Origin of the sequence: Delftia sp. HK171 (assembly GCF_001886655.1) — a bacterium.
GTDB lineage: Bacteria > Pseudomonadota > Gammaproteobacteria > Burkholderiales > Burkholderiaceae_C > Comamonas > Comamonas acidovorans.
In genome coordinates this window covers 978,949-998,363 of sequence record NZ_CP018101.1, presented here as the reverse complement: position 1 = coordinate 998,363, position 19,415 = coordinate 978,949, and the positions used below count along the sequence as shown (strand labels likewise).

Genomic DNA, 19,415 nt, shown 5'->3' with positions numbered 1-19,415 from the left:
TGAAAAAAGGCCCGCGATCCTGTGATCGCGGGCCTTTTGCATTTCACTCGCAGGGGCTTCAGAGCGTACGCGGATCGGTGGCCATCAGCTGCTCCACCAGCACCTTCAGGTCGGTGGTCAGGCGCAGGTAGCCGGCCTGGTCGAGATCCAGGGTCTGCTCATTCATGTAGAGCTTGCGGTTGATCTCAATCTGGATGCTGTGGCGGTGCTCGGCGGGCTTGCCGTAGCGGCGCACCAGCTCCACGCCCTTGTAGGGATGGTTGTAGTCCACGCTGTAGCCGCGCTCGCGCAGGAAGGCGCAGATGCGCTCGGACAGCGCCGGGCTGGCCGTGCTGCCGTCGCGGTCGCCGATGACGAAGTCGGCATGGACCAGGCCCGGGTGCAGCGTGGCATGGCTGGCTGCGACGGAAGGCATGGAGTGGCAGTTGATATGGATGCTGTAGCCATGGCGCGCATGGGCGCCGTCGATGGCGCGCTCCACGGCGGCGTGGTAGGGCTTCCAGCAGCGCTCGATGCGCTGCAGCAGTTCAGCGGCGGGCAACTGGCGGTCATAGATGGGCACGCCCTCATCGGTGAACTTCCAGATCAGGCCCTTGCCCAGGCGCACCTTCTGCAGCACGACCTGGTCGGTGGTGACGGGCAGCGGCCACTCGCCCTCGATCATGGTGGTGTCGATCTCGGTGGTGTCGCGATTGGCGTCCAGGTAGATGCGCGGGAAATGCGCCTCCACCCAGCTCACGCCCAGGCCCGGCGCAAAGGCGTAGATCTTCTCCACATGCGTGTCCTCGGCCTGGCGCAGCGTGGCCAGCGGCAGGCAGGAGCCGAAGTCCGCCGGGTAGACCGTGCCGCTGTGCGGCGAGTCCAGCACCACGGCACTGGCGCCGGCAAGGCTGGTGACCATGGGCGGCGCGGCATCGGCCGCGCCGGAGCCTGCCGCGCCGGGCAGGGATTGCAGGAAGTTCTGACTGATCAGTCGCAGGACGGGATGCATGAGGAAGTGGTCTATCTCGGTTACGCATTGCACCGCTGCGCTGCGGCCAGCCCGCCATGAAACTGGCGCGTCCCAGGCCAGGGACGCCGAGCAAGGGCCGCCCCGCAGCGAGGGCGTCGTCCCCTCCCGCGAAGCGAGAGAGGGGGAAGGCGCGAAGCGCCTCAGGGGGAGCCTTTAATCCAGCTGGATCTGGGCCGTGGCGGCAATCTTCTTCATCTTGGCGACTTCGCTGGCGATCTGCTTGGTGAAAGCGTCGCTGCTGGTGCCGGAGATATACAGGCCCTGGGCCGCCATGCGCTTTTGCACGGCTGGGTCCTTGAGCGCGGCCGCGATGGCCTTTTGCACGCGGGCGATCTGCTCGGGCGGCGTGCTCTTGGGGGCCACCAGGCCGAACCACGAAGGATCGTTCAGGTCGGCATGGCCGGCTTCGGCGTAGGTCTGCACGTCGGGCAGCACGTCCAGGCGCTCATGCCAGGACACGGCCAGGGCCTTGACCTTGCCGCCCTTGATGTGGGGCAGCGAGGAAGCCACCTGGTCGAAGTACACGGGCACCTGGCCGCCGAGCACATCGTTGATGGCCGGGCCTGCACCGCGGTAGGGAATGTGCTGCATCTCGGTGCCCGTGCTCTTCATGAACTGGGCGCCCCACATGTGGCCGATGGTGCCGTTGCCGGGTGTTGCGAAGCTGACCTTGCCGGGGTTGGCCTTCAGGTACTTCACGAACTCGGCGAAGTTGTTGGCGGGCACCAGCTTGGGGTTGATCACGATCACGCCGGGCGCCTTGACGATCTCGGTCACGCCGACGAAGTCGTTGATGGCGTCGTAGGGCAGCTTCTTGAACACGGCGGGGTTCACGCCGTGCGTGGACAGCGTGGCGATGCCGAAGGTCACGCCGTCGGTGGCACGCGCCACTTCGGCCATGCCGATGGAGCCGCCAGCGCCGGCCTTGTTCTCAATCACCACGGCCTGGCCGCCCAGCAACTTGGGCAGCACGTCCTGCATGTTGCGCGGGACCATGTCGGTGGAGCCACCAGCAGGGAACGGAACGACGATGCGCAGGGGACGGGAGGTGTCCTGGGCGAAGGACATTCCAGGAACGACAGAAGAAGCGGCGATGGAAGCAAGGAAATGACGTCGTTGCATAGGATCTTTCTTACAAACAAGTTCAGATTAAAAGAAATCTGCTCACAAAAAAAGCAAATACTGTGCCTGTTAATATTCCAAACAGGAATACTTTCATCATATCCCTGTCATGAGTTTGCGCCGCCTCAACCCGCCCACGCATCTGCTGCGCGCTTTCTCCACCGTGGTGCGCTTCGGGGGCGTCTCGCGCGCGGCCGAAGCCTTGCACCTGACGCAAAGCGCAGTCAGCAAGCAGATCCAGGAGCTGGAGAAATGGGTGGGCGTGCCGCTGTTCGAACGCGAGCGCAAGCGCTTGAGGCTGACGCCCGCGGGCGAGCGCTATGAGCGCGCAGTGCGCGCCCTGCTGGGCCAGTTGGAGGCAGCCACCCTCGAACTCATCACCAGCGATGACAGCCGAGGCGCGCTGCACCTGTCATCGCTGCCGACTTTCGCTGCCAAGTGGCTGATCCCCAGGCTGCCCCAGTTTCAGCAGCGCTATCCACAGATCACGCTGCACTTTGTACCCTACGTACACAGCTACCAATTTGACAGTCCGGGGCTGGACTGCGCAATTTTGTTTGGCGACGGGCACTGGAATGGCGCGCATGCCCACTATCTGGTGGGCCGCCAGGTGGCGTTGATCGCACCGCCGCGCGGTGCGGGCCCCGAGGCACGCATCACTACCCCCCAGGACGTGGCGCGCTGCACCCGGCTGCGCCATGTGACCATTCCCGATGCCTGGGCGCGCTGGAGCGAGGCCCATGGCGTCAACGGCATCAGCCCCCTTGCGGGCCCGCAGTTCGACCAGTTCCAGACCATCATCCGCGCCGTGATGGCCGGCATGGGCATCGCCCTGGTGCCACGCTGCCTGGTGCAGGACGAGATCGCGGCCGGCCTGGTGAACGAGCCCCTGCCCCAGCACGGCTACCAGAGCGCCCTGGGCTACTGGCTGTGCTATCCGGCCGACCGTGCCAACCACGGCACCCTGGGCATCTTCCGCAACTGGCTGGTGGACCATGCCGCGCAGACGCCGGGACGGATCGCGGTGGCGCCTGTGGCTCCCGGGGAATCTGCGGCAGCCGGGGAAGCCCCGCCACCTACGCCGCAGGCTTGGGCGACGGCGGCGAGCGCAGCGCCGTGAAGCGCACGCTGAAACGCGCACCCGGCGGCTGTTGGCCAGGATGCGCATCTTCCAGCACCACCTGGGCGCCATGCTGGCGCGCGATCTCCAGCACGATGGGCAGGCCCAGGCCCGAGCCATCGGCCTCCGAGCCCAGGACCCGGTAGAACGGCTGGAACACCAGCTCGCGCTCGGCCTCGGGCACGCCCGGTCCCGAATCCTCCACCTGCAGCAACAGGACCTGGCCGAAGGGATCGGCCAGCACGCGCACCGTGACCATGCCGGGCCGGCTGCTGCTGGAAGGCGTGTAGTTGATGGCGTTGTCCACGAGGTTGCGCACCAGCTCCGTCAGCAGCGTGGCGTTGCCCTGCAGCCAGACGCCCGTGGCCGATGACTCGGCGCCGTCGTATCCCAGGTCCACATGCTTGTCCATGGCGCGCGGCAGGCAGTCGCGCACCACGTCGGTGACGATGCGCACCAGGTTGCAGGGCTGCATGGCCAGGCCGCGGCCCACGCCGGCGCTCTCGGCGCGCGCCAGCGACAGCAACTGGTTCACCGTGTGCGTGGCGCGGATGCTGGAGCGCGCGATCTGTGCCAGGGACTGCCGCAACTCCTCCGTGCTCACGCCCTCGCGCTGGGCCAGTTCGGCCTGCATGCGCAGCCCGGCCAGCGGTGTCTTGAGCTGGTGGGCCGCGTCGGCCAGGAAGCGCTTTTGCGTGGCCAGCGAATCACCGAGCCGCCCCAGCAGGTCGTTGACCGAGTCCACCAGCGGCACGACTTCCAGCGGCACGTCCTTGTGGTTGATGGGCGAGAGGTCCTCGGGCCGGCGCGCGCGGATGCGCTCCTCCAGCCGGTGCAGCGGCTTGATGCCGCGCGCCAGCGCCAGCCACACCAGCAAGGCGGCCAGCGGCAGGATGACGAACTGGGGCAGCATCACGCCCTTGATGATTTCCGTGGCCAGCACGCTGCGCTTTTCGCGCGTCTCGGCCACCTGGACCAGGGCCTGGGGCTCGTCTGGCAGGGGCATGCGCACCCAGACATGGGCCACGCGCAGGTCAATGCCGCGAAACTCCGCATCGCGCAGCTGCACGGCCCCGCCGGTCGGTGCACCGCCGGGCGATAGATCGCCGGATGGCGGATCGTCGGACTCGGGCGGCAGCGGCAGATCGCGCTCGCCGGCCAGGTATTCGCCCTTGACGCCCAGCACCTGGAAATACACGGTGTCCGACTCGTCGGCGCGCAGGATCTCGCTGGCCGATTGCGGCAGGTTGAACAGCACCTTGCCCTGCTGCACCATCACCAGCTGCGCCAGCGCCTGGGCGTTGTACTCCAGCGCGCGATCGAACGGCTTGTTGGCCAGGCCCTGGGCCACCAGCCAGGTCAGCGCCAGGCTCACGGGCCACAGCAGCAGCAGCGGCGTGAGCATCCAGTCAAGGATCTCGCCGAACAGTGAGCGCTGTTCACGCTGGAAGATTTTCATCGGCGGGCAGCCCTCACGACGGGTTCACGGCCCCGTGGCATCCGCCACTATGCGCAGGCAAGCCAACCCGGGCCTGACAGCCAGGGCCGCGGCCTCAGGAAGCGATCTTCTCAAGGCAGTAGCCCAGGCCGCGCACGGTGGCAATGCGGATGGGGCCGCGCTCTATCTTCTTGCGCAGGCGGTGGATATAGACCTCGATGGCGTTGTTGCTGACCTCGTCGCCCCATTCGCACAGGCGCTCGACCAACTGGTCCTTGCTGACCAGCCGGCCCGCACGCTGCAGCAGCACTTCCAGCAGGCCCAGCTCGCGCGCCGACAGCTCGACCATCTTGCCGTCGATGGTGGCCACGCGGCCGGCCTGGTCGTAGACCAGGGGGCCGTGCTTGATGGTGCTGCTGGCGCCACCCATGCCGCGCCGCGTGAGCGCGCGCACACGCGCCTCCAGCTCGGACAGCGCAAACGGCTTGGCCATGTAGTCGTCGGCGCCGTAGTCCAGCCCCTGCACGCGCTCTTCCACGCTGTCGGCCGCCGTGAGGATGAGCACCGGCAGCGCATCGCCCCGGCCGCGCAGCTTCTTGAGCACTTCGAGCCCGTGCATCTTGGGCAGGCCCAGGTCCAGGATGAGCAGGTCGAACTCGCTGCTGGTCATCAGCGCGGTATCGGCCTCGCTGCCGTTGGCCACATGGCTGACCACGGCGCCCGAGCCGCGCAGGCTGCGCAACAGACCATCGGCCAGGACCTGGTCGTCTTCGGCAATCAGAATGCGCATGGGGTTGTCTCCTGAAATACAGACGCGCTCTGGATGTTGGAAATGCGCGCCTTTGATTCCTAGGATTCTAGGATGCGCCCCGCCCCACGGGCAGGGACCTTACCCGAGTGAGCCGCCGCCCGCATAGGCCTCCAGCCCCAGCGCCACCACGGTGGCGATGTCGTCGCCGACTTCCTCGCGGAACTCTGCCTCGGCCTGGGACACGGCGTCATGGAAAGCCTGCAGCCATGCCAGGCCCGCAGGCGTGAAGCGGATGCGGCGTGCGCGCGCATCGCGCTCGTCGCTTTCGCGCGTGACCAGGCCCCATGCCTCGCACTGGGCCACCAGGTCGCCCATGGACTGCTTGGTCATGCCAGCGCGCTCGGCCAGGTCGGTGAGCCTGTCGCCAGCCAGCGACAGATGACGCGTGATGTGGATGTGGGCCGCACCCACCTTGTCGCGCGCCGCAAGATTGGACAGCGCCAGCGGCACCTCCACATCGCGCGCCATGAGCTGCAGCACACGCGCGTCGAACCGCCGCATGGCATGGCCGAGCAGGCGGCCCAGGTGGGTCTGGCGCCAGGCATCGGCGGGCGGCGTGACGGGGGAAAACTCACTCATGGATGCATTGTGGAGGCAAATCCAACAAGTCAGGAAAACTGACTAAAAACACCAACAAAACAAACCAACAAGCCCATAAACTACTGTTCAAGCATCCAGCCTGAATGCAAATACAGAGCTAAAACCCCAGCCAACCCAGGAGTCCGCATGAACACCGCCGTCACCACCGCCAACAGTGAAAAAGCCAAGGCCCTGCAGGCCGCACTCGCCCAGATCGAAAAGCAGTTCGGCAAGGGCACGATCATGCGCCTGGGTGAAGGCGAAGCCATCCAGGACATCCAGGTCGTCTCCACCGGCTCGCTGGGCTTGGACATCGCCCTGGGCGTTGGCGGCCTGCCCCGTGGCCGCGTGATCGAGATCTACGGCCCTGAATCCTCGGGCAAGACCACGCTGACGCTGCAGGTCATCGCCGAAATGCAAAAGCAGGGCGGCACCTGCGCCTTCATCGACGCCGAGCACGCACTGGACACCAGCTACGCCCAGAAGCTGGGCGTGAACCTCAACGAAGTGCTGATCAGCCAGCCCGATACCGGCGAGCAGGCCCTGGAAATCGTGGACAGCCTGGTGCGCTCGGGCGCCGTGGACATGATCGTCGTGGACTCGGTGGCCGCCCTCACACCCCGGGCCGAAATCGAAGGCGAGATGGGCGACCAGCTGCCCGGCCTGCAGGCCCGTCTGATGAGCCAGGCGCTGCGCAAGCTGACAGCCACCATCAAGAAGACCAACTGCATGGTCATCTTCATCAACCAGATCCGCATGAAGATCGGCGTGATGTTCGGCAGCCCCGAAACCACCACGGGCGGCAATGCGTTGAAGTTCTACGCCTCGGTCCGCTTGGACATCCGCCGCACCGGCACCATCAAGAAGGGCGACGAGGCCATCGGCAACGAGACCAAGGTCAAGGTCGTCAAGAACAAGGTCTCGCCTCCGTTCAAGACCGCCGAGTTCGACATCCTCTTCGGCGAAGGCATCTCGCGCGAAGGTGAAATCCTGGACATGGGCGTCAACGCCAAGATCCTCGACAAGTCGGGCGCCTGGTATGCCTACAACGGCGAGAAGATCGGCCAGGGCCGCGACAACGCCCGCGAATTCCTGCGCGAGAACAGCGGCCTGGCCGTGGAGATCGAGAACAAGGTGCGCGACAGCCTGGGCATCGCCCTGCTGCCCACGGCCGGTGGCGATGCCCCCGAAGCCAAGGCCGCCAAGGCGGGCAAGGCCAAGGCCGACAAGGACGGCGTGATCGAAGCCTGAGCGGCCTGACCCCTCACTGCAGGCGCCGCCGCGCCTGCACACACTGTGTTTGCCATCTTGGCGCAGGCTCACGTCTGCGCCTTTTTTATCGCCGGGACGCCCCAAGGCAAAAAAGCGGCCCCCTTGGGGGCAGCGGACCTTGCGCAGCAAGGGGAGCGTGGGGGCCTTTTTTATTCGGGACGATTCAGGAGACATTGCCGCATGGGATTCGCCAAGCTGTCGCTCAAGGGCCGGGCGCTCAAGCTGCTGGGCCAGCGCGAACATTCACGGCTGGAGCTGGAACGCAAGCTCGCCCCCCATGTGGAGGAAGGCGAAGACCTGGGCGCCATGCTCGACGCGCTGGAGCAGCGCGGCTTCATCAGTGCCCAGCGCGTGGCCGAGTCCGTGCTGCACCGCAAGGCCGCGCGCTTTGGCACGGCACGCGTGGTGCAGGAGTTGCGCAACAAGGGACTGGACGACGGCCTGGTGCGCGCCGCCGCAGAGCAACTGCGTGCCACCGAACTGCAGCGCGCCCTTGCCGTATGGCGCCAGCGCTTCGACGCACCACCGGCCACACCGCAGGAACGACTCAAGCAGATGCGCTTTCTGGCTGCGCGCGGTTTTGGAGGAGAAATTGCGAGCAAGGTGCTGCGGGGCCGCAGCGAAGACTGGGATGCAGGAGCAGAGGACGAAGGCTAGTCTGCGCGCCGGGTCGCACCCCAGCACACCAGCGACCCCACGGTCACCAGCACCACGCCCTGCCAGAAGCCCCAGCCCGGCTGCACCTGCAGCCAGGCACTGGCCAGCAGCGCCGAGAACACGGGCGTGAAGTACGACGCTGCAGCCATCACGGCCAGATGCCCGTGCTGTATGCCGTGCTCCCAGCAGCTGTAGCCCAGGGCGGTGAGCCCGCCCACGGCCAGCAATTGAAGCACCACGGTGCCCGACCATTGCATGCCGCCTTCACCGCCCAGCCACAGCCATTTGATCCACAACGCCAGCGCGGTCCATATCAGGAAAAGGCCCACGGCATTGTGGCCACCGCCCCAGCGCCGCGCAGCCAGCGAATAGCAGGGCCACAGCAGGGCCGCGCCAAAAGCGAGTCCATACGCCAGCGGGTTGGACAGCATGTGGTCCGCCATGCCCCGCAGTTGCAGCGAGTCGCCGCCCAGCACGCGCGTCAGCCCCCACAGGCACAGCAGCACGCCAGGCCACAGCCACCAGCGCGCATTCTGCTGGCGCAGCAGCACGGCCAAGACGATGGTCAGGCTGGGCCACAGGTAATTGATCAGCCCCAGCTCCAGTGCCTGGGCGCGGTCCTGCGCCAGGCCAATCGCCAGCGACAGGCAGATCTCGTAGACCGCAAACAGCAGGCCGCAGCCCCAGAAGTAGGCCGGATGCATGGCCCGCCACTGCGAGGGCCTGGGCAGGCCGCGCACGGCGGCCACGCACAGGGCGCTGACCGTGTAGAGCATGGCTGCGCCGCCCACGGCGCCCAGCGGCTCGGCCACCGAGCGCATCAGGCCCACGGTGCAGCTCCAGCACACCACGGCCAGCAGTCCGATGGCGGTGGCCCGGCCGGCGGCCACGGGGGAGTTGTTCTGCGGGGAAGACACGTCGATGGCTGCGCGCGGCAGATCAGTGCGGCTGCAGCAGCTGGCGCAGCGAGTGGTACAGCGCATCCGAGCCATGCGCGGTGTTGTCCGCATCGAACGAGAACTCGTTGCTGGACTGCGTGCCCGTCGCATCCTCGGGCCGGGCTTCCATGAAGAAGGACAGGAAGCGCGCGCCCTGGCGGCGGTGCATGGTCAGCACTTTCTCCAGCCGCTGCGGCGACAGGGCCACCAGCGGATGGAACTCCGTCACGCCATAGGCCGTGTGGCCATAGCGGCGCAGCATCTGGCCGACCAGCGGGCCGTAGGTATCTTCGCCGTACAGGCTGACACCCAGGGACAGCCCCGGCATGCGCTGCAGGCTGCGCTCCACGGCATAGCGGTTGGCATCCCAGCTCGGATTCGCATGGGGGTTGAGCTGGTGGGCAAAGCGAGGAACCCGGCCCAGGCAGCCGTGGCCGATGTGCTCGGAAAAGCCCTGGATGTAGTCGGCCACCTGCTGCTCGCGGAAATCGTTCCAGTCCGTGACCAGCGGGTTGTAGAACAGCGCCAGCCGGTCCTGCGGACTGTCCACCCAGAATTCCACGCCGTCCGGCAGCCTGCCGAAGTCGGGCAAGGCCTCAGCGGCATGGGGCCTGGGCTCACCCTGGTTGCGGTCCATCACGGCGATCTGGCGCGTGGCCAGCAGGCCCAGGCTGCGTCCCCCGGCCTGCAGCACCACGTCGATGCGGTGCAGGCCCTCGCCCAGCGCCGGATAGCGGATGTCGGCACGCCAGCCCACATCGGGCGTGAGGAACCCGGGCTTGGCCTGAGCCACGTCCTGGCGGTGCATGTGCACGGGGGCGTGCGAGTAAGGATGCCCGTCCACGAAGACGGCCACGGCCAGCTGCTTTTGCAGCTTCGCATCGGGCGAGTGGACCCAGCCGGACACGGGCACGGTGCCGGCCGCATAGCTGTCGATGTGCTGGAAGAAGTTCTGCAGCGGCTCGCTGCGGATGTTGCGCGATGGCGGCTCGACCGCGTCGAAGCTGGCAAAGCCGGACTTCAGATGGGCATTGAGCCGCGCGATGTCGCCATAGCGCTGGCGCAGGAATGCATGGAAGCCCGCCACGGAGGCCGGGCTGTAGTCGGTGACCGCATAGCCTTCGGCCGCGAACCCCATGCCGGCCTCGAATCCCGGGAACAGCTGGTGCGTCTCGCCCAGCACGGTGAGGGCGCGCAGCTGGTGCATGGCGGCATCGCCTGCGGCGCATATGCGCTCGGCCAGGGCATCGACGACCAGTTTGCGCACGCGCGTGACTTCGTTGTCCTGCCGCGCGACCGACCACGGGAAGATGCGCGCGCCCAGATAGCTGTCCAGCGGCAGTGGCCCCTTGGGTGTCCACGCAAGATTGGCGGGATCGGCGGCCAGGCGCTCCTCGGCCTTGGAGTGCACCTCGAAATGCGTGGCGAACAGATACAGCACCACGGGCCGGTGCGCCTGCGCCACCGTGCGCACCACGCGGTCCAGCGCCTCGCCCCGGACCTCCCAGGCCTGGCCATTCCACTGCACATAGCGCAGCAGCGGCACGCTGAGCGTATAGCCCAGGTCCAGTTCGCCCTGGGGCCGGCCCAGGCGCTGCAGCGTGGCTTTCACCATTTCTGCGGCCGAGCCCTGCGGACCCAGGCAACTGGCGGGTATCTGCTGAAATTCCCTGGGGAAGTCCTCGCGCAGCCCGTTCTGCACCAGACAGGCCTCCATATTGCCCAGCAGCGGACTCAGCAGCAGGCGCGATGAAGACGGCAATGCAGGCCGCAGCTTCCAGGCAAACACAACGACCAGCAGGCACAGCACGGCCAGGGCCAGGACATGACCCCAGACCGGACCGCGCCGGCCCGGCAAGGACGGGGGCGCGGGGGGCCTCACAGGCCCAGCATGATCTGCAGGTTCTGCACGGCGGCGCCGCTGGCGCCCTTGCCCAGGTTGTCCAGGCGGGCGATCAGCGCGGCCTGGCGGTACTGCTCATTGGCGAACACGCGCAGCTCCAGCTTGTTGGTGTCCGTCAGCGTGTCGGCGGCCAGCTTCATGTCCTCGGTGGGCGGCAGCACCGACACCCATTGCTCCGGCGTGTTGGTGGCCGCGTAGTGGGAGGCCAGCGCATCGTGCAGGTCAGCCGCCTTGGGCGCGCCCGGCAGCAGGTCCAGATGCAGCGGCAGCTGCACCAGCATGCCCTGGCGGAAATTGCCCACGGCGGGAATGAACACCGGGCGGCGCGTCAAGCCGGTGTATTGCAGGATCTCGGGCATATGCTTGTGCGTCAGGCCCAGCGCGTAGGCCTCGTAAGGCGCGGCCGTGCCGGCCTCATAGGCTTCGATCATGCTGCGGCCGCCGCCCGAATAGCCGGACACCGAGGGCAGGCTCAGGCCGTGGTCGGCAGGGATGAGGCCCGCGGCAACCAGCGGGTGCAGCAGCGCGATGGCTCCCGTCGCATAGCAGCCGGGGTTGGACACGCGCTTGGCAGTCTTGACCGCCTCAAGCTGGCCGGCACGCAGCTCCGGAAAGCCATACACCCAGTCGGGCGCCACGCGGTGGGCCGTGGATGCATCGATGATCTTGATAGTGCGGCCGGTCTCGGCCTCGATGGAATCGACCATGGCCACGGTCTCGCGCGCGGCATCGTCATGCAGGCACAGGATGACCAAGTCCACGCCGGCGATCAGCGCACGCTTGGCGGCAGGATCCTTTCGCAGCTCGGGGGCAATGCTGACCAGCTCCACGCCGGACAGATCGACCAGACGCTCACGGATCTGCAGCCCTGTCGTGCCTGCTTCGCCATCGATAAAGACTTTTGCCATCGCTGTATTTCTCCTGCTGCGCGGCCCTCCTGGAGCCGCTGCGGCACCATTGCCGCGTTCCAGCTGCGGATTCTCACCGAAACCGGGTCCCCCTGCGCCCGTTGTCGCAAAACGGTTGGCAGCGGCGACCAAGGGCGCGCTGACATGCGCCTGTTACAAACGGCGGGCAACGCCGTCTGCAGATCCTCTATAAGACAAAAGAGCTGTGGCGCCTGAAAGAAATGTCGGGAAACCGTCTTTTCCCTGACATATCAATGCATTGCACAGTTCCTGACATGCTGCTTGGCCCGCAGGAAATTGTGGATTCTGCGCATGGGGGCGTGTCGGATGGCGCAGTGCAGCATGGTACATTCGGCGATTGCCAGGTCACTCCGCCTTGAGGCAGCACCCCAGGGCTACCGGGTCAATCCCCCCCTATTTGTTTGAGAGAGACATCATGAAGATTCATGAATACCAAGGCAAGGACATCTTGCGTCAGTTTGGTGTGCCTGTACCTCGCGGTATCCCTGCGTTCACAGTGCAAGAGGCCGTCGAGGCCGCCCAGAAGCTCGGCGGCCCCGTGTGGGTCGTGAAGGCCCAGATCCACGCTGGTGGTCGCGGCAAGGGCGGCGGCGTGAAGGTCGCCAAGACCATTGACGACGTCAAGGCACTGGCTGGCCAGATCCTGGGCATGCAGCTGGTCACGCACCAGACCGGCCCCGAAGGCCAGAAGGTCCGCCGCCTGTACATCGAAGACGGCGCCGACATCCAGAAGGAATACTACCTGTCGTGCGTGACCGATCGCGGCACGCAGAAGGTGGCCTTCATCGCTTCCAGCGAAGGCGGCATGGACATCGAGGAAGTGGCCCACTCCACTCCCGAGAAGATCATCACCATCTTCGTTGACCCCCTGGTCGGCCTGACCCAGGCCCAAGGCGAAGAACTGGCCAAGGGCATCGGCATGCCTGCCGACTCCACCGCCCAGTTCATCGACATCTGCCAGAAGCTCTACAAGTGCTACATGGACACGGATGCCTCGCTGGTCGAGATCAACCCGCTGAACCGTGACAGCAAGGGCAACGTGGTTGCCCTGGACGCGAAGTTCAACTTCGACGCCAACGCCCTGTTCCGCCTGCCCGAAATCGTGGCCCTGCGCGACCTGGACGAAGAAGATCCCGCTGAAGTCGAAGCCTCCAAGTTCGATCTGGCCTACATCTCGCTGGACGGCAACATCGGCTGCCTGGTCAACGGTGCAGGTCTGGCCATGGCCACCATGGACACCATCAAGCTGTTCGGCGGCGAGCCGGCCAACTTCCTGGACGTGGGCGGCGGCGCCACCCCCGAGAAGGTCACCGAAGCCTTCAAGATCATGCTCAAGAACCCCAAGGTCGAAGGCATTCTGGTCAACATCTTCGGCGGCATCATGAAGTGCGACACCATCGCCACTGGCGTGATCACTGCCTGCAAGGCCGTGAACCTGCAAGTGCCCCTGGTCGTGCGCATGAAGGGCACGAACGAAGAACTGGGCAAGAAGATGCTGGCCGAGTCCGGCCTGCCCATCATCAGCGCCGACACGATGGCCGAAGCGGCCACCAAGATCGTCGAAGCCGTCAAGTAAGCAGGCCCGGAGAAAACACCATGTCGATCTACATCAACAAAGACACCAAGGTCATCACCCAAGGCATCACGGGCAAGACGGGCCAGTTCCACACTGAAAAGTGCATTGAATACGCGAACGGCAAGAACTGCTTCGTGGCCGGTGTGAACCCCAAGAAGGCCGGCGAAAAGATCTTCGACGTGCCAATCTACGCCTCCGTCAAGGAAGCCGCGCAAGGCACGGGCGCCACGGTCTCCGTGATCTACGTTCCCCCCGCAGGCGCTGCCGCCGCGATCTGGGAAGCCGTGGAAGCCGACCTGGACCTGGCCATCTGCATCACCGAAGGCATCCCCGTCCGTGACATGCTGGAAGTGCGCAACAAGATGCGCGCCAAGGAAGCCGCAGGCGGCAAGCGCACCCTGCTGCTGGGCCCCAACTGCCCCGGCCTGATCACGCCCGACGAGATCAAGATCGGCATCATGCCCGGCCACATCCACAAGAAGGGCCGCATTGGCGTGGTCAGCCGCTCCGGCACGCTGACCTATGAAGCCGTGGCACAGCTGACCGAACTGGGCATTGGCCAGTCGTCGGCCGTGGGCATCGGCGGTGACCCGATCAACGGTCTCAAGCACATCGATGTGATGAAGGCCTTCAACGACGATCCCGACACCGACGCCGTCATCATGATCGGCGAAATCGGCGGTCCCGACGAAGCCGAAGCTGCCCGCTGGTGCAAGGACAACATGAAGAAGCCGATCGTCGGCTTCATCGCTGGTGTCACCGCCCCTCCCGGCAAGCGCATGGGCCACGCCGGCGCGCTGATCTCCGGCGGTGCCGACACGGCCGACGCCAAGCTGGCCATCATGGAAGAGTGCGGTTTCGTCATCACCCGCAATCCTTCCGAAATGGGTCGCCTGCTCAAGGGCCTGATCTAAGCGGCACCGGTTCTGCGCGACATCCTGGGGTTCGCCCCAGGAAAAAATTACGCAGAATTACGAATCGGTAAGGCGGCAAGTCCGCCCTACACTGACGACTCCAAAAAAGAAAAAGCGCCAGAGGCCACCGCCCTGGCGCTTTTCAACTCATAACAGTGGAGAAACCATGGAATACCTGCAAAGCGCCGATTTCTGGATCGGCCTGTTGAAGATCGTCTGGATCAACATCATTCTGTCTGGCGACAACGCCGTCGTCATCGCCCTCGCAGCACGCTCGCTGCCCCCCGCACAGCAAAAGAAAGCCGTCATGTTCGGCTCCGGCGCCGCCGTGGTGCTGCGGATCATCCTGACCGTGGTCGCGGCCAAGCTGCTGGAGCTGTCCTTCCTGCAGATCGTGGGCGGCTGTCTGCTGCTGTGGATCGGCTTGCAACTGCTGACCGGCGAAGAAGATGATGAAGGCGAATCCAAGGGTCACGGCAGCATGATGGTCGCCATCCGCACCATCCTGATCGCCGACCTGGTGATGAGCCTGGACAACGTGATCGCCGTGGCCGCCACGGCGCAGGGCAACATGGTCCTGCTGATCCTGGGCCTGGCCATCAGCATCCCGCTGGTGATCTTCGGCTCCACGCTGATGATCAAGCTCATGGAGCGCTTCCCCGTCATCATCACGCTGGGCGCTGCCCTGATCGGCTGGGTCGGCGGAGAAACCATCGTCAACGACCGCCTGCTGCACGACTACGCCATCAGCCACCCCTGGCTGCACTACGTGGCGGCTGCCGCTGGTGCCGTGCTGGTCGTCGGCATTGGCAAGCTCCTGCAGTCGCACTCCGGCGCCAAGCACGCGGCACAGGCCTGATACCACCGCAGGCGGCGGCCCCTCGCCACCTCCACAACGCACTGCCTCGGCAGTGCGTTTTTGCTTTGTGAGGGTCCGTTCTTGATGTGGCGTCAAGCTGACGAGCCGCTACACCGGCCCATTCTTGGCACTTGGGAGCACTGTTTTCAATTACGCTGTGCACCGGCTTCACCATTGCATCTGCACACAGGGACTGATGGCAACACCGCCGCGCCCGCCCTTCGCCACCATGCCCAGCGCACCCAAGACCCCGGACCAGCCCTGCCGACAGGCAGTCCCTGCGCAACACTGCGCCATGGTTGCGCGCACCGATGTGGGCCGGCGCCGTGACAACAACGAGGATGCGGTCACCATCCACCCCAGCGCCCAGCCCTGGCCCATTGCGGTGCTGGCCGATGGCATGGGCGGCTACAACGCCGGCGAAGTCGCCAGCGCCATGGCCATCAGCCTGGTCTCAGTGGCACTGCAAAGCGTAGCCACCGAGGCACCGGCAGCCAACACTCCGCAAGCCCGCAAGGAATTGCAGCAGTCACTGGCCAATGCCTTGAACCTGGCCAACGCCGCCATTCTTACGGCTGCCCGGGAAACACCGGGCTGCCGCGGCATGGGCACCACCATCATTGCCGCAGCCCTGCTGCCAGGTCTGCTGATGCTCGCCCACCTTGGCGACTCGCGGGCCTACGGCTGGCGCGAGGGTCAACTGCTGCGCCTGACCCGAGACCACACCTGGCTCCAGGAAGAAATCGACGCAGGCCGCATCCAGGACCACGAAGCTCGGCAATCCGGCCTGGGCCACCTGCTCACCCAGGCCCTGGGCGTCACGCCGGACGTCACTCCCGATTTCAATGAATGGCCGCTGCAACCCGGCGACCGCATCCTGCTGTGCTCCGACGGCCTCACCGACATGCTCGATGACCAAGCCATCGCCGCCCTGTTCACCCAATCCAGCCCGCTGCCCGTCTTGCTGACCTCGCTGCTCGCCGCCGCCAATGAAGCCGGCGGAAACGACAACATCAGCGCAGCGCTGATCGAGATACAGGCCAGCCCGCCCCCTACAGCCAGCACTTCCCTCGATTGAGCCCCACACAGCGATCGACGGCAGATCCCAACCGATGGACGCGCTTGCCTGCACCGCCCTTGCAGGTTCCAATTGTTAAAAATGATTGCAAATCCAACAATCAGGAAAAGACAATCCATAGTCTGTATCAAATACGATGGCAGACCTCTGCGCGCGCAGGCCGCAGACATAATATTTAGATACACCCCAGCTCCGGATCGCCCAGTGGATGGGTGCAAGCCGGGCATAACAAAGGAACTTTGAGCATGCCGACCCTGGTCATCTCCATCGACGGCGCCGTCATCAAGGAAGTGCAGCTGACCAAGGAGCGCACCACGCTGGGACGCCGCCCCTACAACGACATCGTGATCGACAACCTCGCCGTCAGCGGCGAGCACGCCGTCCTCAGCATCGTCGACGGCACCGTCATCATCGAAGACCTGCGCAGCACCAACGGCACCTATGTCAACGGCCAGCCCATACTGCGCCAGACCCTGAACCACGGCGACCTGCTGGACATCGGCAAGTACAAGATACGTTTCGTGCAGCAGCAAGTCAGCGCCTCCTCGCGCTCGGCACTGGCGGCCATTGCCGCAGCAGTGGAGGCAACCCGCCCAGCCCCCTTGGCGGAAGACCTGCCATCGCAGTTCAGCACCCAGACGCCCTCAGGCTTCGACCACACACTGCCGCCTTCGATGGCTGGCTTGGCCACGCGCCAGGCTGCCATCCGCATGCTCAACGGCAACGCCGCTGGCCGCGAAGTCCCCTTGGTCAAAGTCGTCACCACCCTGGGCAAGCCCGGCGTGGCGGTCGCCTCCATCACCCAGAAGCACCACGGCTTCGTGCTCGCCCAGCTGGAAGGTGACGCCCTCAGCCTCAAGCTCAACGGCCAGGAAATCGGCCGCCGCGCCATGCCGCTGCAGCACGGAGACACGGTGGAGCTGGCAGGCACGCAGATGCAGTTCCTGGTGGCGTGAGGGACCCTCTTGATCCACTGACAAGGTTCGCTGTTGCTTCGTTGGCAAGCTCACCATCCTTGACAAAAATGTCACGCAAAATTGGATCGATTTGTCAGAGAATGTCGATCAACCGTGTAATTTGCAACCAAACAATACACATGCGCGAACCTTGGCCTCAAGGCGCAATTGGCACGGCTCTTGCTCGATAGAGCATGCAATCAACCCCCTATGAGGAGAAGTTCATGAAGCGTTCCATCCAGCAAGGTTTTACCTTGATCGAATTGATGATCGTTGTGGCGATCATCGGCATTTTGGCAGCCGTTGCGCTGCCGGCATACCAGGACTACACCAAGCGTGCACGCGTTTCAGAAGGTCTGGTGCAGGCGGGCGCTGCGAAGCAAAATGTTGCGGATATTGCCGCAAAGGGTGCTGTGGCAGCCGATACAGAAGGCTATGGTTCTGGATATGTCCCCCCCACGACATCGGACAACGTGCTGGGCTTGGCTGCAGTAGCTCCCGCTGGTTATCTGAATACTACAACCGCTGTCGGCACCGCACTTCGTATTGAACCCGCCAATGGAGAGATCACCATCCCCTACAGCACACGAGTGGAAACCGCTGGCTCCAATTTGCTGGTTCTGATTCCTTATGTCGGCCCTGTCGGTACCGAAGTGGCTCTGCCTGTCGGCACTGGCGCCTTTACTCCTCCGAACGACAGCATCAAGTGGAAGTGCCGTGCCGCTGGCGCTACATCCCCCTTTGCCGTTGCTCTTATCAATGCTGCTACGCTCCCCATGAAGCTTGCGCCCGCAGAGTGCCGTTAATTCTAGAGAATCCATCGATCTGCTAAAGGGGAGTGCTTGGCACTCCCCCTTTTTTATTGATGATGGAATGATCTCCACCATATTATTATCCAATAATCCCACCCAAAGCACCATTCATGCAAGTTCGGCCTAGAATCAAGTTTGCGCTGCGAGCGGCCCTGCTGCATTTTTTGATCAGCCTGAGTATTGCTGCCATCGCGGGTTTTCTTGTTTTTTATCTGTGGTTCCCTTATCCCTACAGGGAACTGGCGGGTGGCAGCTCCCTTTTCTGGCTTGTAGTTTGCGTGGATGTGGTGTGCGGCCCTCTGCTGACTGCCGTTCTATACGCGCCAACCAAGCCACGACGCGAGTTGTTGCAGGATCTGGGACTGATTGCACTGATACAGCTGGCCGCCCTGATTTACGGCTTGCATGCCCTGTGGCAGGCGCGCCCCGTCTATCTGGCATTCGAGGTGGATCGCCTGCATGTGGTCACATATGCAGATATTCAGAAGGAAAAGCTGAAGACTGGTGAAAATCGGCTGCATGACCTGTCCTGGCGAGGCGTACGGCTAATAGGAACAAGAGGCCCTGTCGATAATGAAGAAATGATGCAAGGCTTGGAACTTTCGCTGCAAGGCATTGACCCCGCATTTCGCCCGGATTGGTGGACCAGCTATGCGTCCGTCGTACCCCAGGTCAAGTCCAAAGCATACCCCTTGGACCTTCTGTTGAAGAAAAATCCGGTGAATGCAGACAAGATCGAAAAGGCCGTCATTGAAAGCAGGCAATCTTCCGAAAATCTGCTCTGGCTCCCTGTCACGAGCTACCGCGCCACGGACTGGGTGGCCTTGCTAGACAAAGCAAGCGCACAGCCGATTGCATTCGTGCATGTAGACGGATTCTGACCAGACCACGCCAGTGGCGGCTGGTTACGCCACAAAATCCCCCGACTTCCCTCCGCGCTTTTCCAGCACCCTGATCCCCTCCATCACCATGCCCTTGTCCACCGCCTTGCACATGTCATAGACGGTGAGCAGGGCGACCTGCACGGCGATCAGGGCCTCCATCTCAACCCCCGTAGGTCCTACCGTTTCCACGGTTGCCACGCAACGAACGGAAGATACATCTAGCAACGGATCAAACTCCACTGCCACCCGCGTCAACGCCAGCGGATGGCACAGCGGAATCAGGTCACTGGTCTTCTTGGCAGCCATGATGCCGGCGATGCGCGCAATGCCCAGCACGTCGCCCTTCTTGGCGGTGCCGCTCTGGATGATGGCCAGGGTGGCGGGCTGCATGGTGATGCGGCCTTCGGCGACCGCGATGCGGTGGGTGGCAGGCTTGGCGCCGACATCGACCATGTGGGCCTGGCCCTGGGCGTCGAAATGGGTGAGGGAAGACATGGCAACTCCAAAAAATGCACGGGCCGGTCTACGGCAGTCCTGACACGCTGGTCAGTCCTG

Annotated in this window: 19 protein-coding genes; 10 read left to right on the top strand and 9 right to left on the bottom strand. The window is 64.5% G+C overall.

Features of this window, described 5'->3' with window-relative positions; translation table 11 throughout:
• Nucleotides 1-58: 58 nt before the first annotated feature.
• Together BO996_RS04520 and BO996_RS04515 are read right to left on the bottom strand one after the other, a co-directional pair.
• Complete coding sequence (locus tag BO996_RS04520; protein WP_071954126.1) at nt 59-991, bottom strand: N-formylglutamate amidohydrolase; 933 nt, start codon at nt 989-991, stop codon at nt 59-61.
• A gap of 174 nt (nt 992-1,165) precedes the next feature.
• Nucleotides 1,166-2,134 (bottom strand): Bug family tripartite tricarboxylate transporter substrate binding protein, encoded by a 969-nt coding sequence (locus BO996_RS04515; protein WP_012202811.1) that lies wholly within the window; start codon nt 2,132-2,134, stop codon nt 1,166-1,168.
• Between the two features lie 109 nt (nt 2,135-2,243).
• Here BO996_RS04515 and BO996_RS04510 point away from each other — a divergent pair, with 109 nt between their 5' ends.
• Nucleotides 2,244-3,254 carry a LysR substrate-binding domain-containing protein gene (locus tag BO996_RS04510; RefSeq protein ID WP_034389800.1) on the top strand — a complete coding sequence of 337 codons (1,011 nt, stop codon included), beginning with the start codon at nt 2,244-2,246 and terminating at the stop codon, nt 3,252-3,254.
• On the opposite strand, the gene BO996_RS04505 is transcribed toward BO996_RS04510, so the two are convergent.
• From BO996_RS04505 to BO996_RS04495, 3 genes are all read right to left on the bottom strand, one after another.
• On the bottom strand, nt 3,211-4,713 hold the full coding sequence (locus BO996_RS04505; RefSeq protein WP_071954125.1) for a sensor histidine kinase: 1,503 nt from the start codon (nt 4,711-4,713) through the stop codon (nt 3,211-3,213). The genes BO996_RS04510 and BO996_RS04505 overlap by 44 nt on opposite strands.
• A 94-nt stretch (nt 4,714-4,807) precedes the next feature.
• On the bottom strand, nt 4,808-5,482 hold the full coding sequence (locus BO996_RS04500; protein WP_012202808.1) for a response regulator: 675 nt from the start codon (nt 5,480-5,482) through the stop codon (nt 4,808-4,810).
• A 99-nt stretch (nt 5,483-5,581) separates the two neighbouring features.
• Entirely contained in the window at nt 5,582-6,082 is a 501-nt protein-coding gene (locus BO996_RS04495) for a MarR family winged helix-turn-helix transcriptional regulator (protein ID WP_012202807.1), read from the bottom strand.
• A 147-nt stretch (nt 6,083-6,229) separates the two neighbouring features.
• On the opposite strand from BO996_RS04495, the gene recA reads away from it, so the two are divergent.
• Both recA and recX read left to right on the top strand, forming a co-directional pair.
• On the top strand, nt 6,230-7,333 hold the full coding sequence (gene recA / locus BO996_RS04490; RefSeq protein ID WP_012202806.1) for a recombinase RecA: 1,104 nt from the start codon (nt 6,230-6,232) through the stop codon (nt 7,331-7,333).
• A 201-nt stretch (nt 7,334-7,534) separates the two neighbouring features.
• Complete coding sequence (recX, locus tag BO996_RS04485) at nt 7,535-8,011, top strand: recombination regulator RecX (RefSeq protein WP_071954124.1); 477 nt, start codon at nt 7,535-7,537, stop codon at nt 8,009-8,011.
• Here recX and yddG read toward each other — a convergent pair.
• The 3 genes from yddG to argC are packed head-to-tail and all read right to left on the bottom strand — an operon-like array spanning nt 8,008 to nt 11,760.
• The gene (gene yddG / locus BO996_RS04480) at nt 8,008-8,928 is read right to left on the bottom strand and encodes an aromatic amino acid DMT transporter YddG (protein WP_071954123.1); all 921 of its coding nucleotides are present in this window, start codon (nt 8,926-8,928) and stop codon (nt 8,008-8,010) included. The genes recX and yddG overlap by 4 nt on opposite strands.
• A 22-nt stretch (nt 8,929-8,950) precedes the next feature.
• A complete protein-coding gene (locus BO996_RS04475; protein WP_232240465.1) occupies nt 8,951-10,807 on the bottom strand; it encodes a hypothetical protein in 1,857 nt (618 codons plus the stop codon).
• A 20-nt stretch (nt 10,808-10,827) separates the two neighbouring features.
• The gene (gene argC, locus BO996_RS04470) at nt 10,828-11,760 is read right to left on the bottom strand and encodes an N-acetyl-gamma-glutamyl-phosphate reductase (protein WP_071954121.1); all 933 of its coding nucleotides are present in this window, start codon (nt 11,758-11,760) and stop codon (nt 10,828-10,830) included.
• Between the two features lie 436 nt (nt 11,761-12,196).
• On the opposite strand from argC, the gene sucC reads away from it, so the two are divergent.
• The 7 genes from sucC (at nt 12,197) to tfpZ (ending at nt 18,857) form a co-directional block, all read left to right on the top strand.
• Nucleotides 12,197-13,357, top strand: coding sequence for an ADP-forming succinate--CoA ligase subunit beta (gene sucC / locus BO996_RS04465; protein ID WP_071954120.1), 1,161 nt, complete (start codon nt 12,197-12,199; stop codon nt 13,355-13,357).
• 20 nt (nt 13,358-13,377) lie between these two features.
• The gene (sucD, locus tag BO996_RS04460; protein ID WP_012202800.1) at nt 13,378-14,271 is read left to right on the top strand and encodes a succinate--CoA ligase subunit alpha; all 894 of its coding nucleotides are present in this window, start codon (nt 13,378-13,380) and stop codon (nt 14,269-14,271) included.
• Between the two features lie 166 nt (nt 14,272-14,437).
• Entirely contained in the window at nt 14,438-15,130 is a 693-nt protein-coding gene (locus tag BO996_RS04455) for a TerC family protein (protein ID WP_071954119.1), read from the top strand.
• Between the two features lie 295 nt (nt 15,131-15,425).
• Entirely contained in the window at nt 15,426-16,208 is a 783-nt protein-coding gene (locus BO996_RS04450; RefSeq protein WP_071954118.1) for a PP2C family protein-serine/threonine phosphatase, read from the top strand.
• A gap of 245 nt (nt 16,209-16,453) precedes the next feature.
• A complete protein-coding gene (locus BO996_RS04445) occupies nt 16,454-17,164 on the top strand; it encodes an FHA domain-containing protein (RefSeq protein WP_071954117.1) in 711 nt (236 codons plus the stop codon).
• Nucleotides 17,165-17,388: 224 nt separating this feature from the next.
• The gene (locus BO996_RS04440) at nt 17,389-17,970 is read left to right on the top strand and encodes a pilin (protein WP_071957022.1); all 582 of its coding nucleotides are present in this window, start codon (nt 17,389-17,391) and stop codon (nt 17,968-17,970) included.
• A 116-nt stretch (nt 17,971-18,086) separates the two neighbouring features.
• Nucleotides 18,087-18,857, top strand: a complete 771-nt coding sequence (gene tfpZ, locus BO996_RS04435) for a TfpX/TfpZ family type IV pilin accessory protein (RefSeq protein WP_071954116.1) — start codon at nt 18,087-18,089, stop codon at nt 18,855-18,857.
• A gap of 24 nt (nt 18,858-18,881) precedes the next feature.
• Here the strand turns inward: tfpZ and moaC are convergent, their stop codons facing one another.
• Nucleotides 18,882-19,355 carry a cyclic pyranopterin monophosphate synthase MoaC gene (moaC, locus tag BO996_RS04430; protein WP_071954115.1) on the bottom strand — a complete coding sequence of 158 codons (474 nt, stop codon included), beginning with the start codon at nt 19,353-19,355 and terminating at the stop codon, nt 18,882-18,884.
• Nucleotides 19,356-19,415 lie beyond the last annotated feature (60 nt).